This is a genomic window from Paenibacillus ihumii (assembly GCF_001403875.1).
Classification (GTDB): domain Bacteria; phylum Bacillota; class Bacilli; order Paenibacillales; family Paenibacillaceae; genus Fontibacillus; species Fontibacillus ihumii.
Genome location: NZ_LN884299.1, coordinates 2,600,670 through 2,619,985 on the forward strand (window position 1 = coordinate 2,600,670; position 19,316 = coordinate 2,619,985).

Sequence of the window (19,316 nt, forward strand, 5' to 3'; positions counted from 1 at the left end):
CCCTCCTTATCACAGATAGAAATTCGTTATAGCCTACATTATTTCCTCCTTTTGCCCAAATCATAAAAGAAGTTGGATTTAAACTTAATCATGATGGAAGGCAAATAAGAGGTCAGTCCCTATTCACAACAAAAGCTCCTGAAGGAGCTGTATGTACGTGAAAAGCAAAGCATATACATTTACGCAACTGTTAAAAAGCAACCCGACCGCCACCGTTCGCTAATCATAGCGTATCCGGCGGCAACCAGGCTGCTTTAGTTCACACGAGAAATTAACGACGCAATCCGAGTTTCTCAATCAAAGCGGAGTAACGTTTTACGTCTTTGTTCTTCAGGTATGCCAACAGCTTACGACGTTGGCCGACCATTTTCAAAAGACCGCGACGGGAATGATGATCCTTCTTGTGCGAGCGCAAGTGTTCGGTCAAATTAACAATGTTCTCCGTAAGGATAGCAATTTGCACCTCTGGTGATCCTGTATCGGATTCATGAGTTTTGTGCTCTTCGATCAGTTGTTGTTTGCGTTCTTGAGTCAATGCCATCCTGTTCACCTCCTTTATCTGAATCGCCGTTAGCCTCGTCGCCGGGCGGTGAGGTCCGGATCAACCAAGCTAAGGTTATAGCCGTCATGGCGAAAATACCAATCTCCACCATGAACAACGTAGATCAGTATACCATACATAATGGACAAATGTAAATGCCAGTAAACACATATCTGCAAAAATCAGCTTCTTGTCCTACTCAGCAGCAAGCAGCAGGCGTTTAGCCGTATCTGCATCTTTGCCGATCTGTGCTACAAGCTCATCAACAGAAGCGAATTTCCGTTCCTCGCGAATGAATTCTACGAGTTCTACAGCCAGAGTCTTCCCATACAAATCCCCGTCAAAGTCAAATAAATGAACCTCCAGGGAAGGCGCGACCTTATCGCTATGGAAGGTCGGCTTAACCCCTACATTCATCACGCCAGGCAGCCATTTCCCCTCATAATTTGCCCTTACGGCGTAAACCCCTTTGATAGGCAATACAAAATATTCATCCGGCTTAAGGTTCGCTGTAGGGAAACCAATTTTGCGGCCCCGCTTCTCGCCGTGCATCACCGTTCCCCGAATGGCGTATCTGCGCCCCAACCAGCGCGCTGCAAGCTGCACATTCCCTTCCGCCAGCGCTCTGCGAATTCCCGAGCTGCTCACCTTCTCGCCCTCGATAAGAAATGGAGGCACCGTGCTGACTTCCAGCGTATTGTCGCTAAGCTCGCGCAGCATTCCGGCATCCCCTTCTCCGCGATAGCCGTAACGGAAATCAAAGCCGACGACGGCCGTATGAACCTGGAGCGGAACGAGTACGCCCGTAACGAAGTTTTGCGGACTTACCCGCGAGAATGCATCATTGAATTCCACGATGTATACATAATCTACGCCTAGACTTCTTAAAATTCTTTCCTTTTCGCGGGGAGGCGTTAAATACCCGTCGTAGTCACCTTTCTTCATGACTTCCTTCGGATGGGGATGAAAGGTCATCACCGCGGCCGGCAAATTCACGGATGCAGCGAGCCGAACAGCCGACTCGATTACGCTCACATGTCCAAGATGCAAGCCGTCGAACTGGCCGATGGCCAGAACCTGTGGCTTGGCGCTGTAATCTATGGTCTCTTTTGTAAGGGGGTAGGTCAGATTCATTGTTTCCACTATCATTTCACCTGCAATTTCACTCGGATTGGCATATATTTCATTCCGGCGGAAATACTTTGACAGGCGTAATTGCGCCCGTAGACTCCTCGCCGCGAAAAATGCCTAAAAATTGTCCCGCTGCACCATACAAACGGATATTCTCCCCAAAGCGAGCTGGAGGCTCAAGCAGCCTGGAAGAAAGCCTCTGCCCCTGCAGGGCCTGCTTCACTCGCTCTTCAGGAATCCGATGGGCCGGCAGATGATTAACCGCCTCATCGACAGGAATAAGATGCTCTTCCAATGTTCCCTCTGCTGCATGCTCGGCTATCTCTTCCAGGGTCAGGCATTGTGCTTCCGTAATGCCTGCAGAGACCGTCCTCTTCAGCTGAGCCATGGCCGCAGGCACGCCCAGCGCACGGCCGATATCGACGCAAAGCGTACGGATATAAGTTCCTTTAGAACACAGCACGCGAAAAGAAATCGACGGGTATTCACCGCCAGTCTCATAGGAGATCAACTCCAGCTCATGAATCGTAACTTCCCGCGCCTTCCGCTCTACCGTTTTCCCTTCCCGGGCTAATTCGTAAAGCCGCTTTCCATCCTGTTTCAATGCGGAATACATCGGGGGGACTTGGGAAATCGTCCCGGTAAACCGGCTCAGAGCCGCATGAACCTCTTCCTCTGCAACATGCAGCCCTTCTATGCGCTCGATGATTCTGCCTGACAGATCCTCCGTATCGGTAGCGACCCCGAGAAAAAGCGTCGCCTCGTACTCCTTAGGAAGCTCCTGCAGATATTCCACCATTCTGGTCGCCCGTCCTAGGCAGAGCGGAAGGACTCCAGTGACCGCCGGATCCAGTGTACCGGTATGTCCGATCCGTTTCATTTTTAAGATGCCGCGGGTTTTAGCGACGACATCATGCGAGGTAAAGCCTGCTGGTTTATGAACGGCCAGTATACCTTCATAAGGTTTCGTCTTCATAATCGGGCTTTCACCTGCTCAACGATCTGCAAGACGACGGCGTCCAGACTGCCTTGCATCCGCACCCCCGCTGCTCGTACATGCCCGCCGCCGCCAAAGGCTTGAGCTACGGCCGCCACATCCACCTTGCCGGCCGATCTCATGCTCACCTTTACGGCATTGTCATCGATCACTTTAAATAATAGGCCAACCTCTACGTTCTGAATGTTGCGAGGGTAATTTACAATCCCTTCCAAATCCTCATGGATGGCACCGGTTAGCTTCATATCCTCGTCGTTGATCGTGACCCAGCTGATTTTTCCGTCCTCCGACATTTGCAGCCCATTCAAGGCTCTCGTCAGCAGGCGAATCTGCGGCAAGGTCATCTCTTCCAGCAGCAGCTGTGACAGAGCCGGTCCATCGACCCCGTATTCCAATAACTCCGATGCCATCGCCATGACTCTCGGAGAGGTGCTTGAATAACGGAATCCCCCTGTATCCGTAAGTAGGCCCGTATAAATCGCAGTTGCCGTATCATGATCGAGGGATAGATTCAGCCACTTCACTAAATCAAACAGCACCTGTACCGTAGCGGCCGCATCGGGGACGATAAGATTAATGCTTCCAAACCCGTCATTCGTAGGATGATGATCGATATTCAAAATCTTTGCGTCCGCAGCAAAATACTCGCTCGCCTTCCCGACTCTGCGAAAATCAGCGCAATCAACGCAAATAATATGTTTATAGGACTTGGTTAAAGGGGTTACTGACAGATCCATGATGCGATCCGAATGCAGCAGGTACGACATACGCTGAGGAATCGGCCCTTCATTGACCATAACGTAATTTTTACCCAGACATGAGAGAAGCCAGCCCACCACAAGGGTGGAACTGACTGCATCTCCATCCGGCTGTACGTGCGACACTACCAGGAAATCATCATGATCCTTCAGAAAATGCTCTACCTGTAGGAACTCCTGTTCATTGGTCTGCATTGCCGTCTCCTTCTAAATTCATTTATCCTCGTCATGCGTAATTTCGCCCAGCAGCTTCTCAATGCGGCTGCCGTACTCAATCGACTCATCGACTTTGAAAATCAATTCTGGCGTATGGCGCAAACGCATTCTTTTGCCAAGCTCAGTCCGCAGGAAACCGATCGCCTTCTCCAGCCCTTTCAGCGATTCCGATTTTTTCTCCTCATCGCCAAAAATGCTAATATATACCTTTGCTTGGGACAGGTCGCTTGTAACGTCCACGCCGGTCACCGTGACAAATCCGATCCGGGGATCCTTGATTTCATTCTGAATGAGGAGGCTGAGCTCTTTCTTAATCTGTTCGCCCACACGTCCGACACGATTTTTCGCCATTTATTGTCACCTACCTTACTTCCGCTCGACGGCCTCCATAATAAATGCCTCGATAACGTCGCCCTCTTTAATATCGTTGAAGTTATCCAGCGTGATGCCGCACTCGTAGCCTTGATTGACTTCCTTCGCATCGTCCTTGAAGCGTTTGAGTGAATCAATCTTGCCTTCATATACGACGATACCGTCGCGAATCAGGCGGGTTTCGGAATTACGCGTAATTTTGCCAGAGGTCACCATACAACCGGCGATCGTTCCCACTCGGCTGAGCTTGAACGTATCGCGAACCTCAGCATGGCCAATGACAACCTCTTTATATTCGGGATCAAGCATCCCTTTCATAGCCTGCTCAATTTCCTCGATCGCTTTATAGATGACGCGGTGGAGACGAATATCGACCTTCTCCTGCTCAGCCGTGGCTTTCGTCTGGTTGTCCGGACGAACGTTGAAGCCGATCACGATCGCATTAGAAGCAGCCGCGAGAATGATATCCGATTCCGTAATGGCACCAGCGCCGCTGTGAATAATTTTTACGCGAACGCCCTCTACTTCGATTTTCTCCAGAGAGCCCTTAAGCGCCTCGACGGAGCCCTGTACGTCCGCTTTGATGATGACGTTGAGATCTTTGATCTCACCATCCTTGATGTGGCGGAACAGATCGTCAAGCGTAACGCGCGTGTTGCCGCCAAGCTCGGACTGACGTTGGGTCACTGCGCGTTTCTCGGCAATGGACCGGGCTTTGCGCTCGTCTTCAAAGACCATGAACGGATCGCCAGCCAGCGGCACTTCCGTCAACCCTGTAATTTCAACCGGCGTGGACGGTCCTGCTTCCTTGATGCGGCGGCCTTTATCGTTAACCATAGCCCGGATGCGGCCAAAGCAATTTCCGGCTACGAACGCATCGCCCACCTTCAATGTACCATGCTGCACGAGCACGCGCGCAACCGGTCCGCGGCTCTTGTCCAGCTCGGCCTCGATCACCGCTCCGCGAGCGCGTTTGTCCGGATTCGCTTTATATTCATTGACTTCTGCTACGAGCAGAATCATTTCCAGCAAATCTTCCAATCCCATTCTTTGCTTCGCGGACACGTTGACGAAGATCGTATCTCCGCCCCATTCCTCCGGAACGAGCCCGTACTCGGTCAGTTCCTGCTTCACTTTGTCCGGATTCGCCGTCGGTTTATCGATCTTGTTAACGGCTACGATAATCGGAAGCCCTGCCGCTTTGGCGTGGTTGACTGCTTCCACTGTTTGCGGCATGACTCCGTCATCTGCAGCTACAACAATGATCGTAATGTCCGTCAATTGCGCACCGCGGGCACGCATAGCCGTAAACGCTTCGTGACCCGGGGTATCGAGGAACGTAATTTTCTTATTGTTAATCTCAACTTGATAAGCACCGATATGCTGGGTGATGCCTCCAGCCTCGCCGCCGCTGACATTCGTCGAACGGATGGCATCAAGCAGTGTCGTCTTACCATGGTCAACGTGACCCATAATCGTAACGACCGGAGGACGCTCCATCAAATCCGCCTCATCATCATTCTCTTCCAGCGTCTCGAAACGATCTTCCTCTACCGGGATTTTCACTTCGACCTCTACGCCGAAATCGCCGGCGAGCAGCAGGATCGTATCGATATCCAGCTCCTGGTTGATCGTCGCCATGACGCCGAGCATAATCAGCTTCTTGATAACTTCGGAAGCATCCTTATGCAGAAGCTTTGCTGCCTCGCCTACCGTCATATTGCCGCGAACGATGATCTTCTTCGGTGTATTGTCGATTTTCTCGCGCGGAGGCTGCTGCGCACCGCCCTTGCCTCTGCCGCCTTTACCGCCGCGGTTGTTCTTGAAATTGCCCGATCTGTTATCATCAAATCGTCTTTGACCCGGTCTATTGTTATTTCCCTTACGCTGGCCCTGGCCTCTGTCCTGATTTCTGCCAGCAGCATTGCTGTCATTACTGGACTGTGGCTGACGGGCAGCAGGTCCGTTATTGCGATTCGGGGCAGCCGCCGTATTTCCTGATCCCTGTCCCTGACGAGCTCCTCCCGCATTGGTATTTGCGCGTTGCCCTCCAGACGGCTGGGATCCCCTGCCGCCTTGAGAGCTATTGCGGTTCCCCTGCGGGCCGCCTCCTGGCCGTTTATTTCTTTCTTGCGTTGCCTGTGCTCCCCCTGCATGGGAGGATGTATTTGTATCAGTTCTATTATTCATACTTACCTGCTTTTCTTGTTGATTTTTGGTATTGCCTGATCCGCTGCTGCCCGCTCTATGCCCCTGACCCTGCTCCTCACGCTGGCCGGCATCAGCACCGGCCCCGGTTTTCGGCGTTTGGCTTCCTCCTGCGGAAGCGGGTGCCGACGATTTAGCTGAAGATTTAGCAGGCTCGGAACCTTCGCGCTTGGCAGCGGCATTGCTCTTAATATCCTTGAAAAACTGCTCTACCTTGGATACGGCATCATTCTCCATTACACTCATGTGGTTATTAACCGGAATATTTAGCCGTTTAAGAATCGTAATAATTTCCTTGCTGCTCATATTGAGCGATTTTGCATATTCATATACCCTGAGTTTATCCTTGTTTTCTTGTTTACTCAATATACTCCACCTCCGACGTTTTCACGATCGTTTTCCGAATCATATCGGCGAATCCCTGATCCAGCAGAGCCAGAACGACCCGTTCCGGCTTTCCGACGCTTGATCCAAGGTCTTCCCTGCCATAGCCGATGATCAAAGGAACTTTGTAGGTCGCGCACTTGTCACGAAATTTCTTGCGGGCATTCTCGGAAGCATCCCGCGCGACAATAACAAGCTTAGCCTCCCCGGAGCGAACCGCCTTAAGGACGCTCTCGTCCCCGGTGACTATTTTGCCAGCCCGCATCGCCAGGCCAAGACCGGACAGCACTTTACTCATCGGCATCCTCTTTCCGATCGCGTTCAGCGATAAAGTCATCCTCTACCGCAAGAAAGTCCCGTGCCAGCTGCTCGTAAACCTCCGTGCCCACCGGAGATTTCAGCGCCCTGTCCAAGGCCTTGTTCTTATGGGCCAGCTTGAAACAGGACGCTTGACCGCACAAATAGGCGCCGCGGCCTGACTTTTTGCCGGTCAAATCGATCGATACGTCTCCCTCCGGAGAACGCACGACGCGAATCAACGACTTCTTGGGCATCATTTCATTGCATGCCACGCATTTGCGCAGCGGTATCTTTCTAGGCTTCATCCTCATCGCCCCCCGTCCATACTAACAATTAGAGCTAATAATTAATCGACGGAGACGGAATCCTGCGGCATTTCACCCGAGTCAGTCTTCTCTCTTCCAAATTCCTCTTCCGCTTGACTCTCGCTCTTGATGTCGATCTTCCATCCCGTCAGCTTGGCTGCCAGGCGGGCATTCTGCCCCTTGATGCCGATGGCCAGCGAGAGCTGATAATCAGGAACGATTACGCGCGCCATCTTCTCCGCTTCAAACACCTGGACTTCAAGCACCTTCGAAGGGCTAAGCGCGTTGGCTACATACTCCTCGACATTCTCGGAATAGCGCACGATATCGATTTTCTCGCCCCGAAGCTCGCTTACGATCGTCTGGACGCGAGTCCCCTTAGGCCCTACGCAGGAGCCGACCGGATCCACTTCGCTGTTGCGGGAATAGACCGCGATTTTAGAGCGGAAGCCCGCTTCGCGCGCCACAGAACGAATCTCTACGACACCGTCAAAAATCTCCGGCACCTCAAGCTCAAACAGCCGCTTTAGCAATCCCGGGTGCGTACGTGAAAGCAAAATTTGCGGCCCCTTGGTCGTATTCTCCACCTTCGTGATGTATGCCTTAATCCGGTCTCCATGCTTGAACTTCTCATTCGGCATAAGCTCGTTCAGCGGAAGATGGGCCTCAATCTTGCCGAGATCGACATAGACATTACGCTGATCCTGACGCTGGACGATCCCCGTAACGATATCCTCTTCCTTCTCGACAAAAGCGTTGTAAATCAGTCCCCGCTCGGCCTCGCGGATGCGCTGGGTGACGACCTGCTTAGCCGTCTGTGCCGCAATGCGTCCGAAATCCCGAGGCGTAACCTCAATCTCGGAGATATCATCCAATTGGAAGCTTGGATTGATCTCACGAGCCGCTGCCAAGGAGATCTCCGTCCGCGGATCCAGCACTTCTTCCACGACAAGCTTGCGGGCAAAAACCTTAATCGCCCCGGTATGACGATTCATGTCGACGCGGACGTTTTGTGCGGTGTTAAAATTGCGTTTGTAGCTGGAGATCAGAGCAGCTTCAATCGCCTCGAACAAAATGTCCTTGCTGATTCCTTTCTCCCTTTCCAATTCATTTAAGGCTTCAATAAAATCCATACTCATCTGCCTCAAGTTCCCCCTTTCATCTTCCCGTGCAGATCATTAAAAAATGATGGCCAACCTAGCGCTGGCTACTTTGTTATATGGGATGGCATAATCCTTCTTCCCGACCGTAATGACCAGCTGGTCATTGTCAAAAGAAAGCAGCCGGCCTTCAAATTCCTTCAGACCTTCTACCGGTTCATATGTAGTCACAAATACATCCTTGCCGACGGCTTTAGCTACATCCTCTGCCTTTTTGAGCGGACGCTCCGCTCCAGGTGAAGAGACTTCCAGGAAATAAGCGGACGGAATCGGATCGGCAGCATCCAGCTTCTCGCTTAAATATTCACTGATTCGGCCGCAATCATCGATATCAATGCCTCCATCCTTATCAACGAAGACGCGAAGAAACCAGTTGCTTCCTTCCTTCACATATTCCACGTCTACCAGTTCAAAGCCGTTCTCCTGCAAAAAGGGGAGAACCATCTCTTCTACGGTCGCTTTGATCTTCGGTGTGCTCAAGCGTACATACCTCCATAAATTTCATTCCTATATACCAAAGAGTAAAGAGTGGGTTTCCCCACTCTTTAAACAACGGCTCTATCTCCATGATTACCAAAAAAATTATAACATAGTCCAGCATTAGTGACAAGTAAATCACCTTTACTCAGCAGAAGCAGGTCCATCCCGCAAAGACGATTGCCGCTCCTGCCTTTCAAATCTCCGGACCGCTTGTACGGCGTACCCGAAAGACATTTAAAATAACGACAGCTGGTTGCTCTCGGGAAGACCGCGGAAGCAGCCCATCGAATTCAGGAGTTCAACAACCGTTTTCGATGCCTTCGACTTCTGCTGGAAGTCCTCGATCGACAGAAATTCTCCCTGCTCCTTAGCGGCAGCGATATTCTTGGCCGCATTATCGCCGATCCCGGCAAGGGCCGAGAACGGCGGGATCAGGGCATCGCCGTCCACGATAAAGCGCGTAGCGTCAGAGCGGTAAAGATCGATGCTCTTAAACCGGAAGCCGCGAGCCGTCATCTCCAGCGCCATCTCCAGGATCGGCAGCATGTTCCGCTCCTTCGGCAGCGCTTGGAAGCCCTTTTGCTCGATCTCTTCGATTTTGCGGTAAATGGCTTCATAGCCCTGGCAGAACAGCTCGATATCGAAATCTTCCCCGCGTACCGAGAAATACGTAGCATAGTATTCGATCGGATGATAAAGCTTGAAGTAGGCAGTCCGCACTGCGGAGATAACGTATGCCGCTGCGTGCGCCTTCGGGAACATATATTGGATCTTGAGGCAGGAATCGATGTACCACTGCGGCACTTTGCATCTCTTCATCTCATCGATCCATTCTTGGGTGAGGCCCTTTCCTTTACGCACGCTCTCCGTAATTTTAAAGGCCAGACCGGCATCCATTCCGGCCTTGTAGATCAGATAGAGCATAATATCGTCCCGACAGCCGATAACCGTCTTAATGTTGCACGTCCCGCTCTTGATCAGCTCTTGGGCATTGCCGAGCCATACTCCGGTTCCGTGGGACAGCCCCGAGATTTGCAGCAGGTCAGCGAAAGAAGAAGGCTGCGACTCCACCAGCATCTGGCGCACGAATTTCGTCCCCATTTCCGGCACACCGTAGGTCGCTACCGGCGTCCGGATTTGCTCCGGCGTAACCCCTAACGCCTCGGTGGAATTGAACATGCTCATGACCTTCGGGTCATTCATCGGAATCGTCGTCGGATCGACGCCGGTCAGATCCTGCAGCATGCGCATCATCGTCGGATCATCGTGGCCGAGAATATCGAGCTTGAGCAGGTTCGCATCGAAGGCGTGATAGTCAAAATGCGTCGTCTTCCATTCAGCATTAACATCATCCGCAGGGTACTGCACCGGCGTAATGTCCTCGACCTCGATATAATCCGGGACGACGACGATCCCGCCGGGATGCTGCCCCGTGCTTCTCTTCACCCCGGTACAGCCCGCAGCAAGGCGGTTCAGCTCAGCCCCCCGCCAATGCTTATGATGCTCTTCCTCATATTTCTTAGCGAAGCCAAACGCAGTCTTCTCAGCTACCGTACCGATCGTTCCGGCACGGAACACGCTTTTCTCGCCGAACAGCTCTTTCGTATAATTGTGAGCATGCGGCTGATATTCGCCCGAGAAGTTCAAATCGATATCGGGAACCTTGTCTCCCTTAAATCCGAGAAAAGTCTCGAAAGGAATGTCCTGCCCTTCTCCTTTCAGCTTCTCGCCGCATTTCGGGCAAGGCTTATCCGGCAGGTCAAACCCGCTCGGCACGCTTCCGTCCAGGAACCATTCACTGTGCTTGCACTCCGGGTTCAAGCAGATATAATGCGCCGGCAGCGGATTAACCTCCGAGATTCCGAGGAACGTCGCCACGACGGAGGAGCCTACGGATCCCCGCGAGCCAACGAGATAACCGTCTCTGTTCGACTTTTTAACGAGCCGCTCAGATATTAAATAGTTAGCTGAGAAGCCGTATTTAATAATCGGCTCAAGCTCCTTCTCCAGCCGCTGAACGACTACCTCAGGCAAATCCTCGCCATAAATCGACCTCGCCGTCTCATAGCAGGTGTTGCGGATTTCCTCGTCCGCACCTTCCAAAATCGGCGTAAACAGCTTGTCCGGGAACAGCTCCAGCTCCTCGAAGGCGTCGGCCAGCTCTGACGTATTCTTGACCACGACCTCGTAGGCCTTCTCTTCCCCCAGGAATTGAAACTCCTCCAGCATCTCTTCGGTTGTCCGGAAGTGAGCGTCCGGCTTGCGAATATCCTTGAGCGGGCTGAAGCCCGTAATGCCGTGAATGGTGATGTCCCTGTATATTTTGTCACGGGGCTCCAGGTAGTGGACATTGCCGGTAGCTACGACCGGCTTGCCAAGCTTAAAGCCGATTTCGCAAATTTTGCGCAGCGCCGTCTCCAGCTCCTGCACGTTTCCAACTAACCCCTTCTCGACGAGGTGCATGTACATCGTGAGCGGCTGAATTTCCAACACATCGTAAAATTCTGCTACCTTCTCGGCTTCCTCCATCGATTTATTGAGCACCGTCTCAAAGAACTCCCCCTTCTCGCAGCCGGATAAAATGAGCAGGCCTTCTCTCATCTCAGCAAGCTTGGACTTCGGAATGCAGGCAACCCGTTTAAAATATTCTGTATGAGACAATGAAACCAATTTATAAAGGTTTTTCTTCCCGGTCATGTTGAGCGCATAAATACAGCAATGGAACGGCCGGGCATTGGATAAATCCTTTCCGACCTTGGCATTAAGCTGATCCAGCGTTTTATATCCCTCAATCTTGACCGCATCCTCCAGCAATCCGTTGAGAATTTCGCCGAGCGCCAACGTATCGTCGATCGCCCGGTGATGATTCTCCAGCGATACTTTATACTTGGCAGCGAGCGTGTTCAGACGGTGATTCTTCATCGTCGGGAACAGCATCCGGGCCAGCTCAAGCGTATCAAGCACCGGATTGCTCAGCGGCGGCTGGCCAAGCTCCTTCAGCTTGGCATTAACGAAGTCAATGTCGAATCTTGCATTATGCGCTACCAGTACGGCGTCGCCGACAAACTCGACAAATTCTTTGAGGACAGGCTCTACATCCGGAGCGTCCTTTACCATATCATCATTAATATTCGTCAATTGCTGAATATTGTATGGGATGCGGACATGGGGATTAACGAAGGTAGCATAGCGATCTACTTCCTTGCCCTCTACCATTTTGACTGCCGCAATCTCAATGATTTTGTTTTGCGTTACCGACAAACCCGTTGTCTCGATATCGAATACGATATATGTAGCTGTCTTCAAGTCATCCGGGCGCGGATGAAGCACAACGGCCACATCGTCATTGACGACGTTCGCCTCGAGCCCGTATATCATTTTAATGCCATGCTTGCCAGCTGCCTTTACTGCCTCCGGGTAGCATTGAATGCCGCCATGATCCGTCACAGCGATCGCCTTATGCCCCCATTTTGCCGCCGTTTTGATATATTCGCCAATCGGCGTTACGGCATCCATCGTGCTCATCGTCGAATGAAGATGGAACTCAACGCGCTTCTCCGGCGCATTATCTCTACGGCTCGGCGGCGGGGTCACTTCATTGACGTCCGAAGGAATCATGACTAGCTCCGGCACCTGCATGAAGCGGTCCATTTCCACCCGGCCGCGGGCCCGAATCCATTTGCCGTTGGCAAGCTGGTTCATGATTTTCAAATCTTCCTTGTTCTTGGCAAACAGCTTCATTTGCAAGGAGTCCGTATAATCCGTCAAATTAAACATGAACAACGTATTTCCGTTGCGCAGCTCCTTGCGATCCAGCCCAAAGATTACGCCCTGAATCGTGATTTTCTTCTCTTCATCCTGAATCTCCTGAAGCGGAACCGGCTGCTCCTTGATCTCATATCCAATCTGAAGCTTGACGATTTCCCCTTCATCCTCCTCCGGAGGAGCCTCCATCGCCATGCTCTCCATCATCTGCTGAATCACTTCACGTTCTTCCTCAACGATGCGCTGCTGGAATTCTTCGAAGGCCTCTGCGCTGTTCGATCCGGTCTGAAGCTTGACCCGCAAATTTAAAGTAAAGTATGTTTCATAGAAGGATACCACATATCTCTCAATGTTTTTCTTCTTGGCCAGCTCAAGGGCCATGGCATCGCTGAGCGTAATCGTGATAAGATCTCCTTCCGTCTCGCATATAGCCCTGGCCATCCAGCCGTTGACAGACGGCACCTCCCGTTGAACCCACTCAATGAACAGCTTCCAGTATTCGGACACGATGTCCGCTGCGGACACACTAGTGCCATATCGGAATCCGAACGAGATTTGCGCGATATGCTCCAGCCGCTCCTTGACCCGTAAACAAAACGTACGATAAGCCTGGGCAGGAACAAGCGTATCTTTGCCGATCGTAATCTTCCACTCCCGATTGCTGCGGCTGACTTCGACCTGCTCAATCCACCCGTCCAAAAAATAAGGATCCACCAAATTAGCCGGCATTTCCGCCTGCTGCATTAACAATTCCAGCCGTTGTCTCTTCTCCCCAACTGCGGTCATGATATCCTCCCCTTGATACATTCCTCAATATGAGGTAAAGGTACGCGCTGCTTTTCCCCATGATTACAACCATTGCTCTCATTTTAAAAGAGAGCTTCCGCTCGAGGTCCGAGCGGGTATGTGCCCACCCGACAGCTCACTGCCGGAAGCCCTCCTATATGAATGCTTAATGATTAATAAGCTCTTGCAAAAACAACCGTATGCTCAGCCTCTTCACCGCAAACAAGGCATTTTGACTTCTTCGTCGCCGGTTCAAAAGGGATGTTGCGGCTCGTCGCCCCCGTCTCATCCTTCACATGCCGTTCGCAAGCCTCGGAACCGCACCAGCCGGCCAGCGTAAAGCCCCGCTTCTCTTCGATGCTCGCTTTCATTTCATCGAGCGTCTCCACGCTGTAGAAATGCTCGTCGCGGAATGCTTTGGCACGCTCATACATTTCGTTATGAACCTGCTCCAGCATCGCCTGAACCTCTTCTACGAGATTGTCCTGCTGGACAACCTTCTTCTCACCGGAAATTCGGGAGACCAGTACGCAAACACCGTTCTCCATATCGCGAGGGCCGATTTCCAGACGAACCGGCACGCCGCGCATTTCATATTCATTGAACTTCCAGCCTGGACGTACATCCGCACGTTCGTCCATTCCAACGCGGATGCCCGCTTTCTTCAGCTGGGCAAATAACTCATCTGCACGGCCAACTACTGCGTCGCGTGTCTTCGGCGGTCCGATCGGAATGATCATCACTTGCTTCGGCGCCACCTTCGGCGGCAAGGCAAGGCCGCGGTCATCGCCATGAACCATAATGAGGGAGCCGATCAAGCGCGTGCTGACTCCCCATGAGGTCGTATGCACATATTCCAGAACATTATCCCTGTTCAAGTACTGAATATTAAAGGCCACGGCAAAATTCGTGCCCAAATAATGCGAAGTTCCCGCCTGAACAGCCCGGCCATCCTTCATCATTGCCTCTATCGAATACGTATCTACGGCCCCGGCGAATTTCTCCGATGGCGTCTTCTGACCGACAATGACTGGAATGGCCAAATAATTTTCAACGAAGTCACGATAGATTTCCAGCATCTGCATCGTTTCTTCCCGTGCTTCCTGCTCATTCTCATGGGCCGTATGGCCTTCCTGCCACAGGAACTCGCTGGTCCGCAAGAACGGCAGCGTACGCTTCTCCCAACGCACGACGTTGGCCCATTGATTGATCAATACCGGCAGATCCCGGTAAGATTGAATCCATTTCTCGTACATATGACCGATCATCGTCTCGGAGGTAGGTCGAATGGCCAAACGCTCCTCTAATTTCTCGCCTGCTGCCTCCGTGACCCACGGAAGCTCCGGATTGAATCCCTCGACATGCTCCTTTTCCTTCTGGAAGAAGCTTTCCGGAATAAAGAGGGGAAAATAAGCATTGCGATGTCCCGTCTCCTTGAAGCGGCGATCCAATTCTTCCTGGATGTGCTCCCAGATTTCGTAACCGTCAGGTTTAAATACGATACAGCCGCGCACCGGCGAATAATCCATCAAATCCGCTTTTTTGATGACATCGATGTACCAGCGTGAGAAATCCTCACTTTGCGGGGTAATTTCAGTTACGAATTGTTTCTCCTCATTAGCCATATCCAACCTAATCCTCCCGTTAAATAGACACAATATTATCTAATCAATCGCAAAATATCATTATAAGTCACGGCAATCATCAGCAGGAACAGCATGGCAAAGCCGATAAAATGCACCATTCCCTCCCGGTTCGGATCAACGGGCTTCCTGCGGACCGCTTCCACGGCGAGGAAGATCAGCCGGCTTCCGTCAAGAGCCGGGATCGGCAGCAGGTTGAAAATACCCAGATACAGGCTCAGTATCGCCGCCCAATATGTCAGCTTCACGATGCCCTGCTTCGCGATTTGACCTGTTACCTCAAAAGTGCGCACAGGTCCCCCGATATCATCCATCGAGAATTTCTGGATCAATTGCTTAAAGCCGATAAATATCAGTTTCGTTGTATTCACCATGTCTTTGCCGGCAACCGTAAACGTCTCCGAGAACGTTGCGCTTCGCATATCGAAATAAGTTACGATCGATGTGCCGACCTTGCCGCCTTCCTGATTCTCCATCGCACGCGGCGTCACGGTAATCGGCAGTACCTGATCCCCACGGCGAACCGTCCATTTCATCGGCACGTCCTTCGAAGCGGAGATCGTATCGATCAGTTTATTGGCATCCGTGCCTACAGGCACCCCGTTAATCGTCTCGATAATGTCGCCTGTCTGCAATCCCGCCTCCGAGGCCGGCATATTCTCCATGACTTCACCGATTTCCAGGTGCTTCGGCTGCTCAAGAGGAACCCCCGCCATTTGCGTATGAAGGGCAAACAGCACGAAGGCCAAGATAAAGTTCATTAGCGGCCCTGCAAAAATCGATAATGCGCGCTGACCCACGGTCTTGCTAGCGAATTGCCGATCCCGCGGTGCAATCTGCGTCTCTTTGCCTTTGGCCACCATCATTGCTTGCGGATGCACCTTATAGTTAAGTATTTCTCCGTCCACATCCAGCACGATAACGAGCCGGTCTTCCAGGTCAACCTCAACGATCTCGCCGCGAATGACGTTTCTCCGGTTATCCAACCGGTCAAGGTAAATTTTGCGCACCTCTTGTTCTTCTAGACGAAGAGCTACGGTTTGTCCGGTCTGGATCTGAATCAGCTCTGGATCCTCGCCCGCCATTCTCGCGTACCCGCCGAAGGGCAGCAAGCGAAGAGTAAACTGAGTCTCGCCCCTCCGGTAAGAGAACAGCTTTGGCCCAAAGCCGATGGCGAATTCACGTACCAATATGCCAGCCCGTTTGGCAAAATAATAATGTCCCCACTCATGAACCGTTACAATGACGAAGAACATGAGTACTGTCAAGAATATGATCCTCAGCAATTCCAATCGAAAGCATCCTCCTTTTAGCCACAGATCGTCCAATTCATTTAGATTATCATTATTCTCCGATCAGGCACAAGAGAATACCCATGTGGAAACTTTTATGCAGCGGCCAATTACAACGATGCAGCCAACTCTCTGGCCCACCGGTCCGCAGCTTGAATGGTTTCAAGATCGGCTTGTTTTTGAGGTATATGCCTGGAGAGTACAGTTTCAATTATCGTTTCAATCTGCAGAAATGGAATTTCCCGGTTCATAAAGCGGGCGACTGCGGTCTCGTTCGCCGCATTGAACACGGTCGTCGCTGTCCCACCTATTTTACCACATTCAAAGGCAAGTCTTAAACAGGGGAATCGCTCGTAATCCATTTCTTGAAAATGGAGCTTGCCGACCTCTGCCAAAGACAGGCGCTTGGATGCGGAGGGAAGCCTTGCCGGGTATGTCATCGCGTACTGGATCGGGATGCGCATATCCGGAGTGCCAAGCTGGGCTATCACGCTTCCGTCACGATATTCAACGAAAGAGTGGATAATGCTCTCCGGATGAAGAAGCACGTTGATTCTATCGTATGGAAGACCGAAGAGCCAATGCGCCTCAATAACTTCCAATCCTTTGTTGACCATCGTGGCCGAATCAATCGTCAGCTTGGCTCCCATCGACCAGTTCGGATGCTTCAGCGCATCCTCCAGCGTTACATCCTTGAGCTGCTCCCGGGCCAAATGGCGAAAGGAGCCGCCCGACGCCGTCAGCGTAATCTGCTCAACTTCGTCTATGCTCTCCCCGTTCAAGCATTGGAAAATAGCCGAATGTTCACTGTCTACGGGAAGTAAAGCCACGCCCTTCTGTTTTGCCAGCTCTGTAACGATATGCCCTGCCGTCACAAGCGTCTCCTTATTGGCCAGACCGATCGTTTTCCCTTCAGAAATTGCCGCCAGGGTAGGGGGCAGTCCAGCGCTGCCTACAATGGAGCTAAGCACAAAATCGGCATCGGTCCCTGCAGCCACCTCGATTAAACCTTCCTCGCCGTAATACAGCTCAACCTCCGCCGGAAGCAGCGGGGCCACCTGCTCTGCAAGCCGCTTATTCCCGATAGAAGCCTTCTTCGGGCGAAATGCATTCACCTGCTGGACGAATAAATCGATATTCGAGCCTGCAGCCAAGCCTTCAACGACGAATTGATCGGGATGCTGCCTGACAACATCCAGCGTTTGCGTTCCAATGGATCCTGTGGAACCGATGACAGCTATTTTTCTCATATCATACCTCGCATCATTACTCGCATAATTTGGACGGCTGGCCGGTAACTCGACAGCCGTGTCTTAACTTGCGGGACAGACCCTCAGTAGTAAGGGAGCAGCATTAAAATATGTACGAATGGAAACACGACAACCCAACTGTCACAGCGGTCGAGAATGCCGCCATGACCCGGCAGAAGCTTGCCCGTATCTTTAACTCCGTACACTCGTTTATAAGCGGATTGAATTAAATCTCCAAGCTGTCCCACAACCGCTGCCGACACTCCAAGCAGCAAGGCTCGTCCGATCGAAAGAAGCCCCCCGGAGAACAGGGAGAATAGCACTGCGGCAACGACAGCGAGCACAACCCCGCCAATCGCTCCTTCCACAGTCTTGTTCGGACTGATCGCCGGCCACAGCTTGTTCTTGCCGAATCTTCTTCCTGTGAAGTAAGCTCCCGCATCGCTGCTCCATATTGCGGCCAGCATCAGGAAGGTCCAGAACACACCATGTCCATCCGGTGTAATCCGCGTCATTGCGATGGCCGAAAACCCGATGCCCACATAGGCGGTACCTAGAAACAAAATAGCCGCTTGGCTAATCGGCAAGTCATTTTTAGTGAACACCGTTACCGCCAGAAACAGGAACATCATTAACCACAGGGCTGGCAAAACCTCAAGCGGCATGGTCAGGCCCAGCAGACTCCAGGGGAACATCATATAGAGTATGCATACATAACCAAGAATTGCGGCGCCTCTTAAGGGCGGCAATTTGATCATCCGCACGAACTCATAATAACCAACCAGCGCCATCGCCATGATGAGCAAGTGATACCCTAGCCCGCCAACCAAGCACATGCCCAGAAAAAAGATGCCGGCAATCAGACCTGTTATCAAACGTGTTTTCAACCTTCTACACCTTCTATCCTGCTATGATAACCCGCCATAGCGACGCGTACGCCGCTGATATTCGGCGACCGCTTCCACCAGCTGCTCGCGGCCGAATTCAGGCCAATATAAGTCCGTAAACCACAGTTCGCTGTAAGCTGCCTGCCATAGCATGAAATTGCTAAGCCGGAGCTCGCCGCCTGTACGAATGAGTAAGTCGGGATCACTTAATCCGCACGATAGCAAGTTGGAATTAACCATCTCTTCCGTAATGTCTTCCGGAGACAACTCCCCGGCCTGAACTCTACGCGCAATCACCTTCATGCTCTCCGTCATTTCGCGACGGCTGCCATAATTCAAGGCAAAATTCAAAATAAGTCCGGTATTATCCTTCGTGCGGGCGATCGCTTCCTCCATGGCTTCTATCGTATGCCGGGGGAGGTTATCCGTATGACCCATCATTCGAACCTGAACGTTCTTCTCAATCAGCTCTTCAAGCTCCAGCGCCAGAAATTCCTGCGGCAGCGACATCAGGAAATCGACTTCATCCTTTGGCCGCTTCCAATTTTCCGTAGAGAACGCATATAAGGTTAAAACCCGAATGCCTAGCTCATCCGCAGCAATCGTCGCCCGCTTCACGGCCTTCATGCCGTTGCGATGCCCAACGATGCGCGGCAGCCCTTTATTGCGGGCCCAGCGTCCATTCCCGTCCATGATAATCGCAACATGCTCCGGGACGTTATCGCTCGGCAGCTTCTCGGCAGAACGCTTCCCCCTATTTTTCCACCAGGATTGAAATAACTTGATCATTCGTCTTCCTCCAGCCGGTGATGAAAAAGAGACAAACCCCACCGTAAAAGGA

Annotated in this window: 16 protein-coding genes; all 16 read right to left on the bottom strand. The window is 51.8% G+C overall.

Annotation, left to right across the window (positions count from 1 at the left end; all coding sequences use genetic code 11):
- Positions 1–271: 271 nt before the first annotated feature.
- A complete protein-coding gene (gene rpsO, locus BN2762_RS18780; protein ID WP_055108415.1) occupies positions 272–541 on the bottom strand; it encodes a 30S ribosomal protein S15 in 270 nt (89 codons plus the stop codon).
- 195 nt (positions 542–736) lie between these two features.
- Positions 737–1,690 carry a bifunctional riboflavin kinase/FAD synthetase gene (locus tag BN2762_RS18785; RefSeq protein WP_392391581.1) on the bottom strand — a complete coding sequence of 318 codons (954 nt, stop codon included), beginning with the start codon at positions 1,688–1,690 and terminating at the stop codon, positions 737–739.
- A gap of 34 nt (positions 1,691–1,724) precedes the next feature.
- Complete coding sequence (gene truB / locus BN2762_RS18790; protein WP_055108417.1) at positions 1,725–2,648, bottom strand: tRNA pseudouridine(55) synthase TruB; 924 nt, start codon at positions 2,646–2,648, stop codon at positions 1,725–1,727.
- The gene (locus BN2762_RS18795) at positions 2,645–3,622 is read right to left on the bottom strand and encodes a DHH family phosphoesterase (protein WP_055108418.1); all 978 of its coding nucleotides are present in this window, start codon (positions 3,620–3,622) and stop codon (positions 2,645–2,647) included. The genes truB and BN2762_RS18795 overlap by 4 nt, the downstream gene beginning before the upstream one ends.
- Before the next feature lie 18 nt (positions 3,623–3,640).
- Positions 3,641–3,994 (bottom strand): 30S ribosome-binding factor RbfA, encoded by a 354-nt coding sequence (gene rbfA / locus BN2762_RS18800; RefSeq protein ID WP_055108419.1) that lies wholly within the window; start codon positions 3,992–3,994, stop codon positions 3,641–3,643.
- 15 nt (positions 3,995–4,009) lie between these two features.
- A complete protein-coding gene (infB, locus tag BN2762_RS18805; protein ID WP_055108420.1) occupies positions 4,010–6,589 on the bottom strand; it encodes a translation initiation factor IF-2 in 2,580 nt (859 codons plus the stop codon).
- Positions 6,582–6,905 (bottom strand): L7Ae/L30e/S12e/Gadd45 family ribosomal protein, encoded by a 324-nt coding sequence (locus BN2762_RS18810; protein ID WP_055108421.1) that lies wholly within the window; start codon positions 6,903–6,905, stop codon positions 6,582–6,584. Before BN2762_RS18810 ends, infB begins: the two co-directional genes overlap by 8 nt.
- A complete protein-coding gene (gene rnpM, locus BN2762_RS18815; protein WP_055108422.1) occupies positions 6,898–7,212 on the bottom strand; it encodes an RNase P modulator RnpM in 315 nt (104 codons plus the stop codon). Before rnpM ends, BN2762_RS18810 begins: the two co-directional genes overlap by 8 nt.
- Positions 7,213–7,253: 41 nt before the next feature.
- Complete coding sequence (gene nusA, locus BN2762_RS18820; RefSeq protein WP_055108423.1) at positions 7,254–8,351, bottom strand: transcription termination factor NusA; 1,098 nt, start codon at positions 8,349–8,351, stop codon at positions 7,254–7,256.
- Positions 8,352–8,390: 39 nt separating this feature from the next.
- Positions 8,391–8,852, bottom strand: a complete 462-nt coding sequence (rimP, locus tag BN2762_RS18825) for a ribosome maturation factor RimP (RefSeq protein ID WP_055108424.1) — start codon at positions 8,850–8,852, stop codon at positions 8,391–8,393.
- A gap of 234 nt (positions 8,853–9,086) precedes the next feature.
- Positions 9,087–13,403 (bottom strand): PolC-type DNA polymerase III, encoded by a 4,317-nt coding sequence (locus BN2762_RS18830; protein WP_055108425.1) that lies wholly within the window; start codon positions 13,401–13,403, stop codon positions 9,087–9,089.
- 173 nt (positions 13,404–13,576) lie between these two features.
- A complete protein-coding gene (gene proS, locus BN2762_RS18835; protein WP_055108426.1) occupies positions 13,577–15,028 on the bottom strand; it encodes a proline--tRNA ligase in 1,452 nt (483 codons plus the stop codon).
- A 35-nt stretch (positions 15,029–15,063) separates the two neighbouring features.
- Positions 15,064–16,338 carry an RIP metalloprotease RseP gene (rseP, locus tag BN2762_RS18840; RefSeq protein ID WP_055108427.1) on the bottom strand — a complete coding sequence of 425 codons (1,275 nt, stop codon included), beginning with the start codon at positions 16,336–16,338 and terminating at the stop codon, positions 15,064–15,066.
- Positions 16,339–16,448: 110 nt separating this feature from the next.
- Entirely contained in the window at positions 16,449–17,588 is a 1,140-nt protein-coding gene (locus BN2762_RS18845; RefSeq protein WP_055108428.1) for a 1-deoxy-D-xylulose-5-phosphate reductoisomerase, read from the bottom strand.
- A gap of 83 nt (positions 17,589–17,671) precedes the next feature.
- Positions 17,672–18,475, bottom strand: a complete 804-nt coding sequence (locus tag BN2762_RS18850; protein WP_055108429.1) for a phosphatidate cytidylyltransferase — start codon at positions 18,473–18,475, stop codon at positions 17,672–17,674.
- A 21-nt stretch (positions 18,476–18,496) separates the two neighbouring features.
- Positions 18,497–19,264 carry an isoprenyl transferase gene (locus BN2762_RS18855; protein ID WP_055108430.1) on the bottom strand — a complete coding sequence of 256 codons (768 nt, stop codon included), beginning with the start codon at positions 19,262–19,264 and terminating at the stop codon, positions 18,497–18,499.
- Positions 19,265–19,316: the final 52 nt, after the last annotated feature.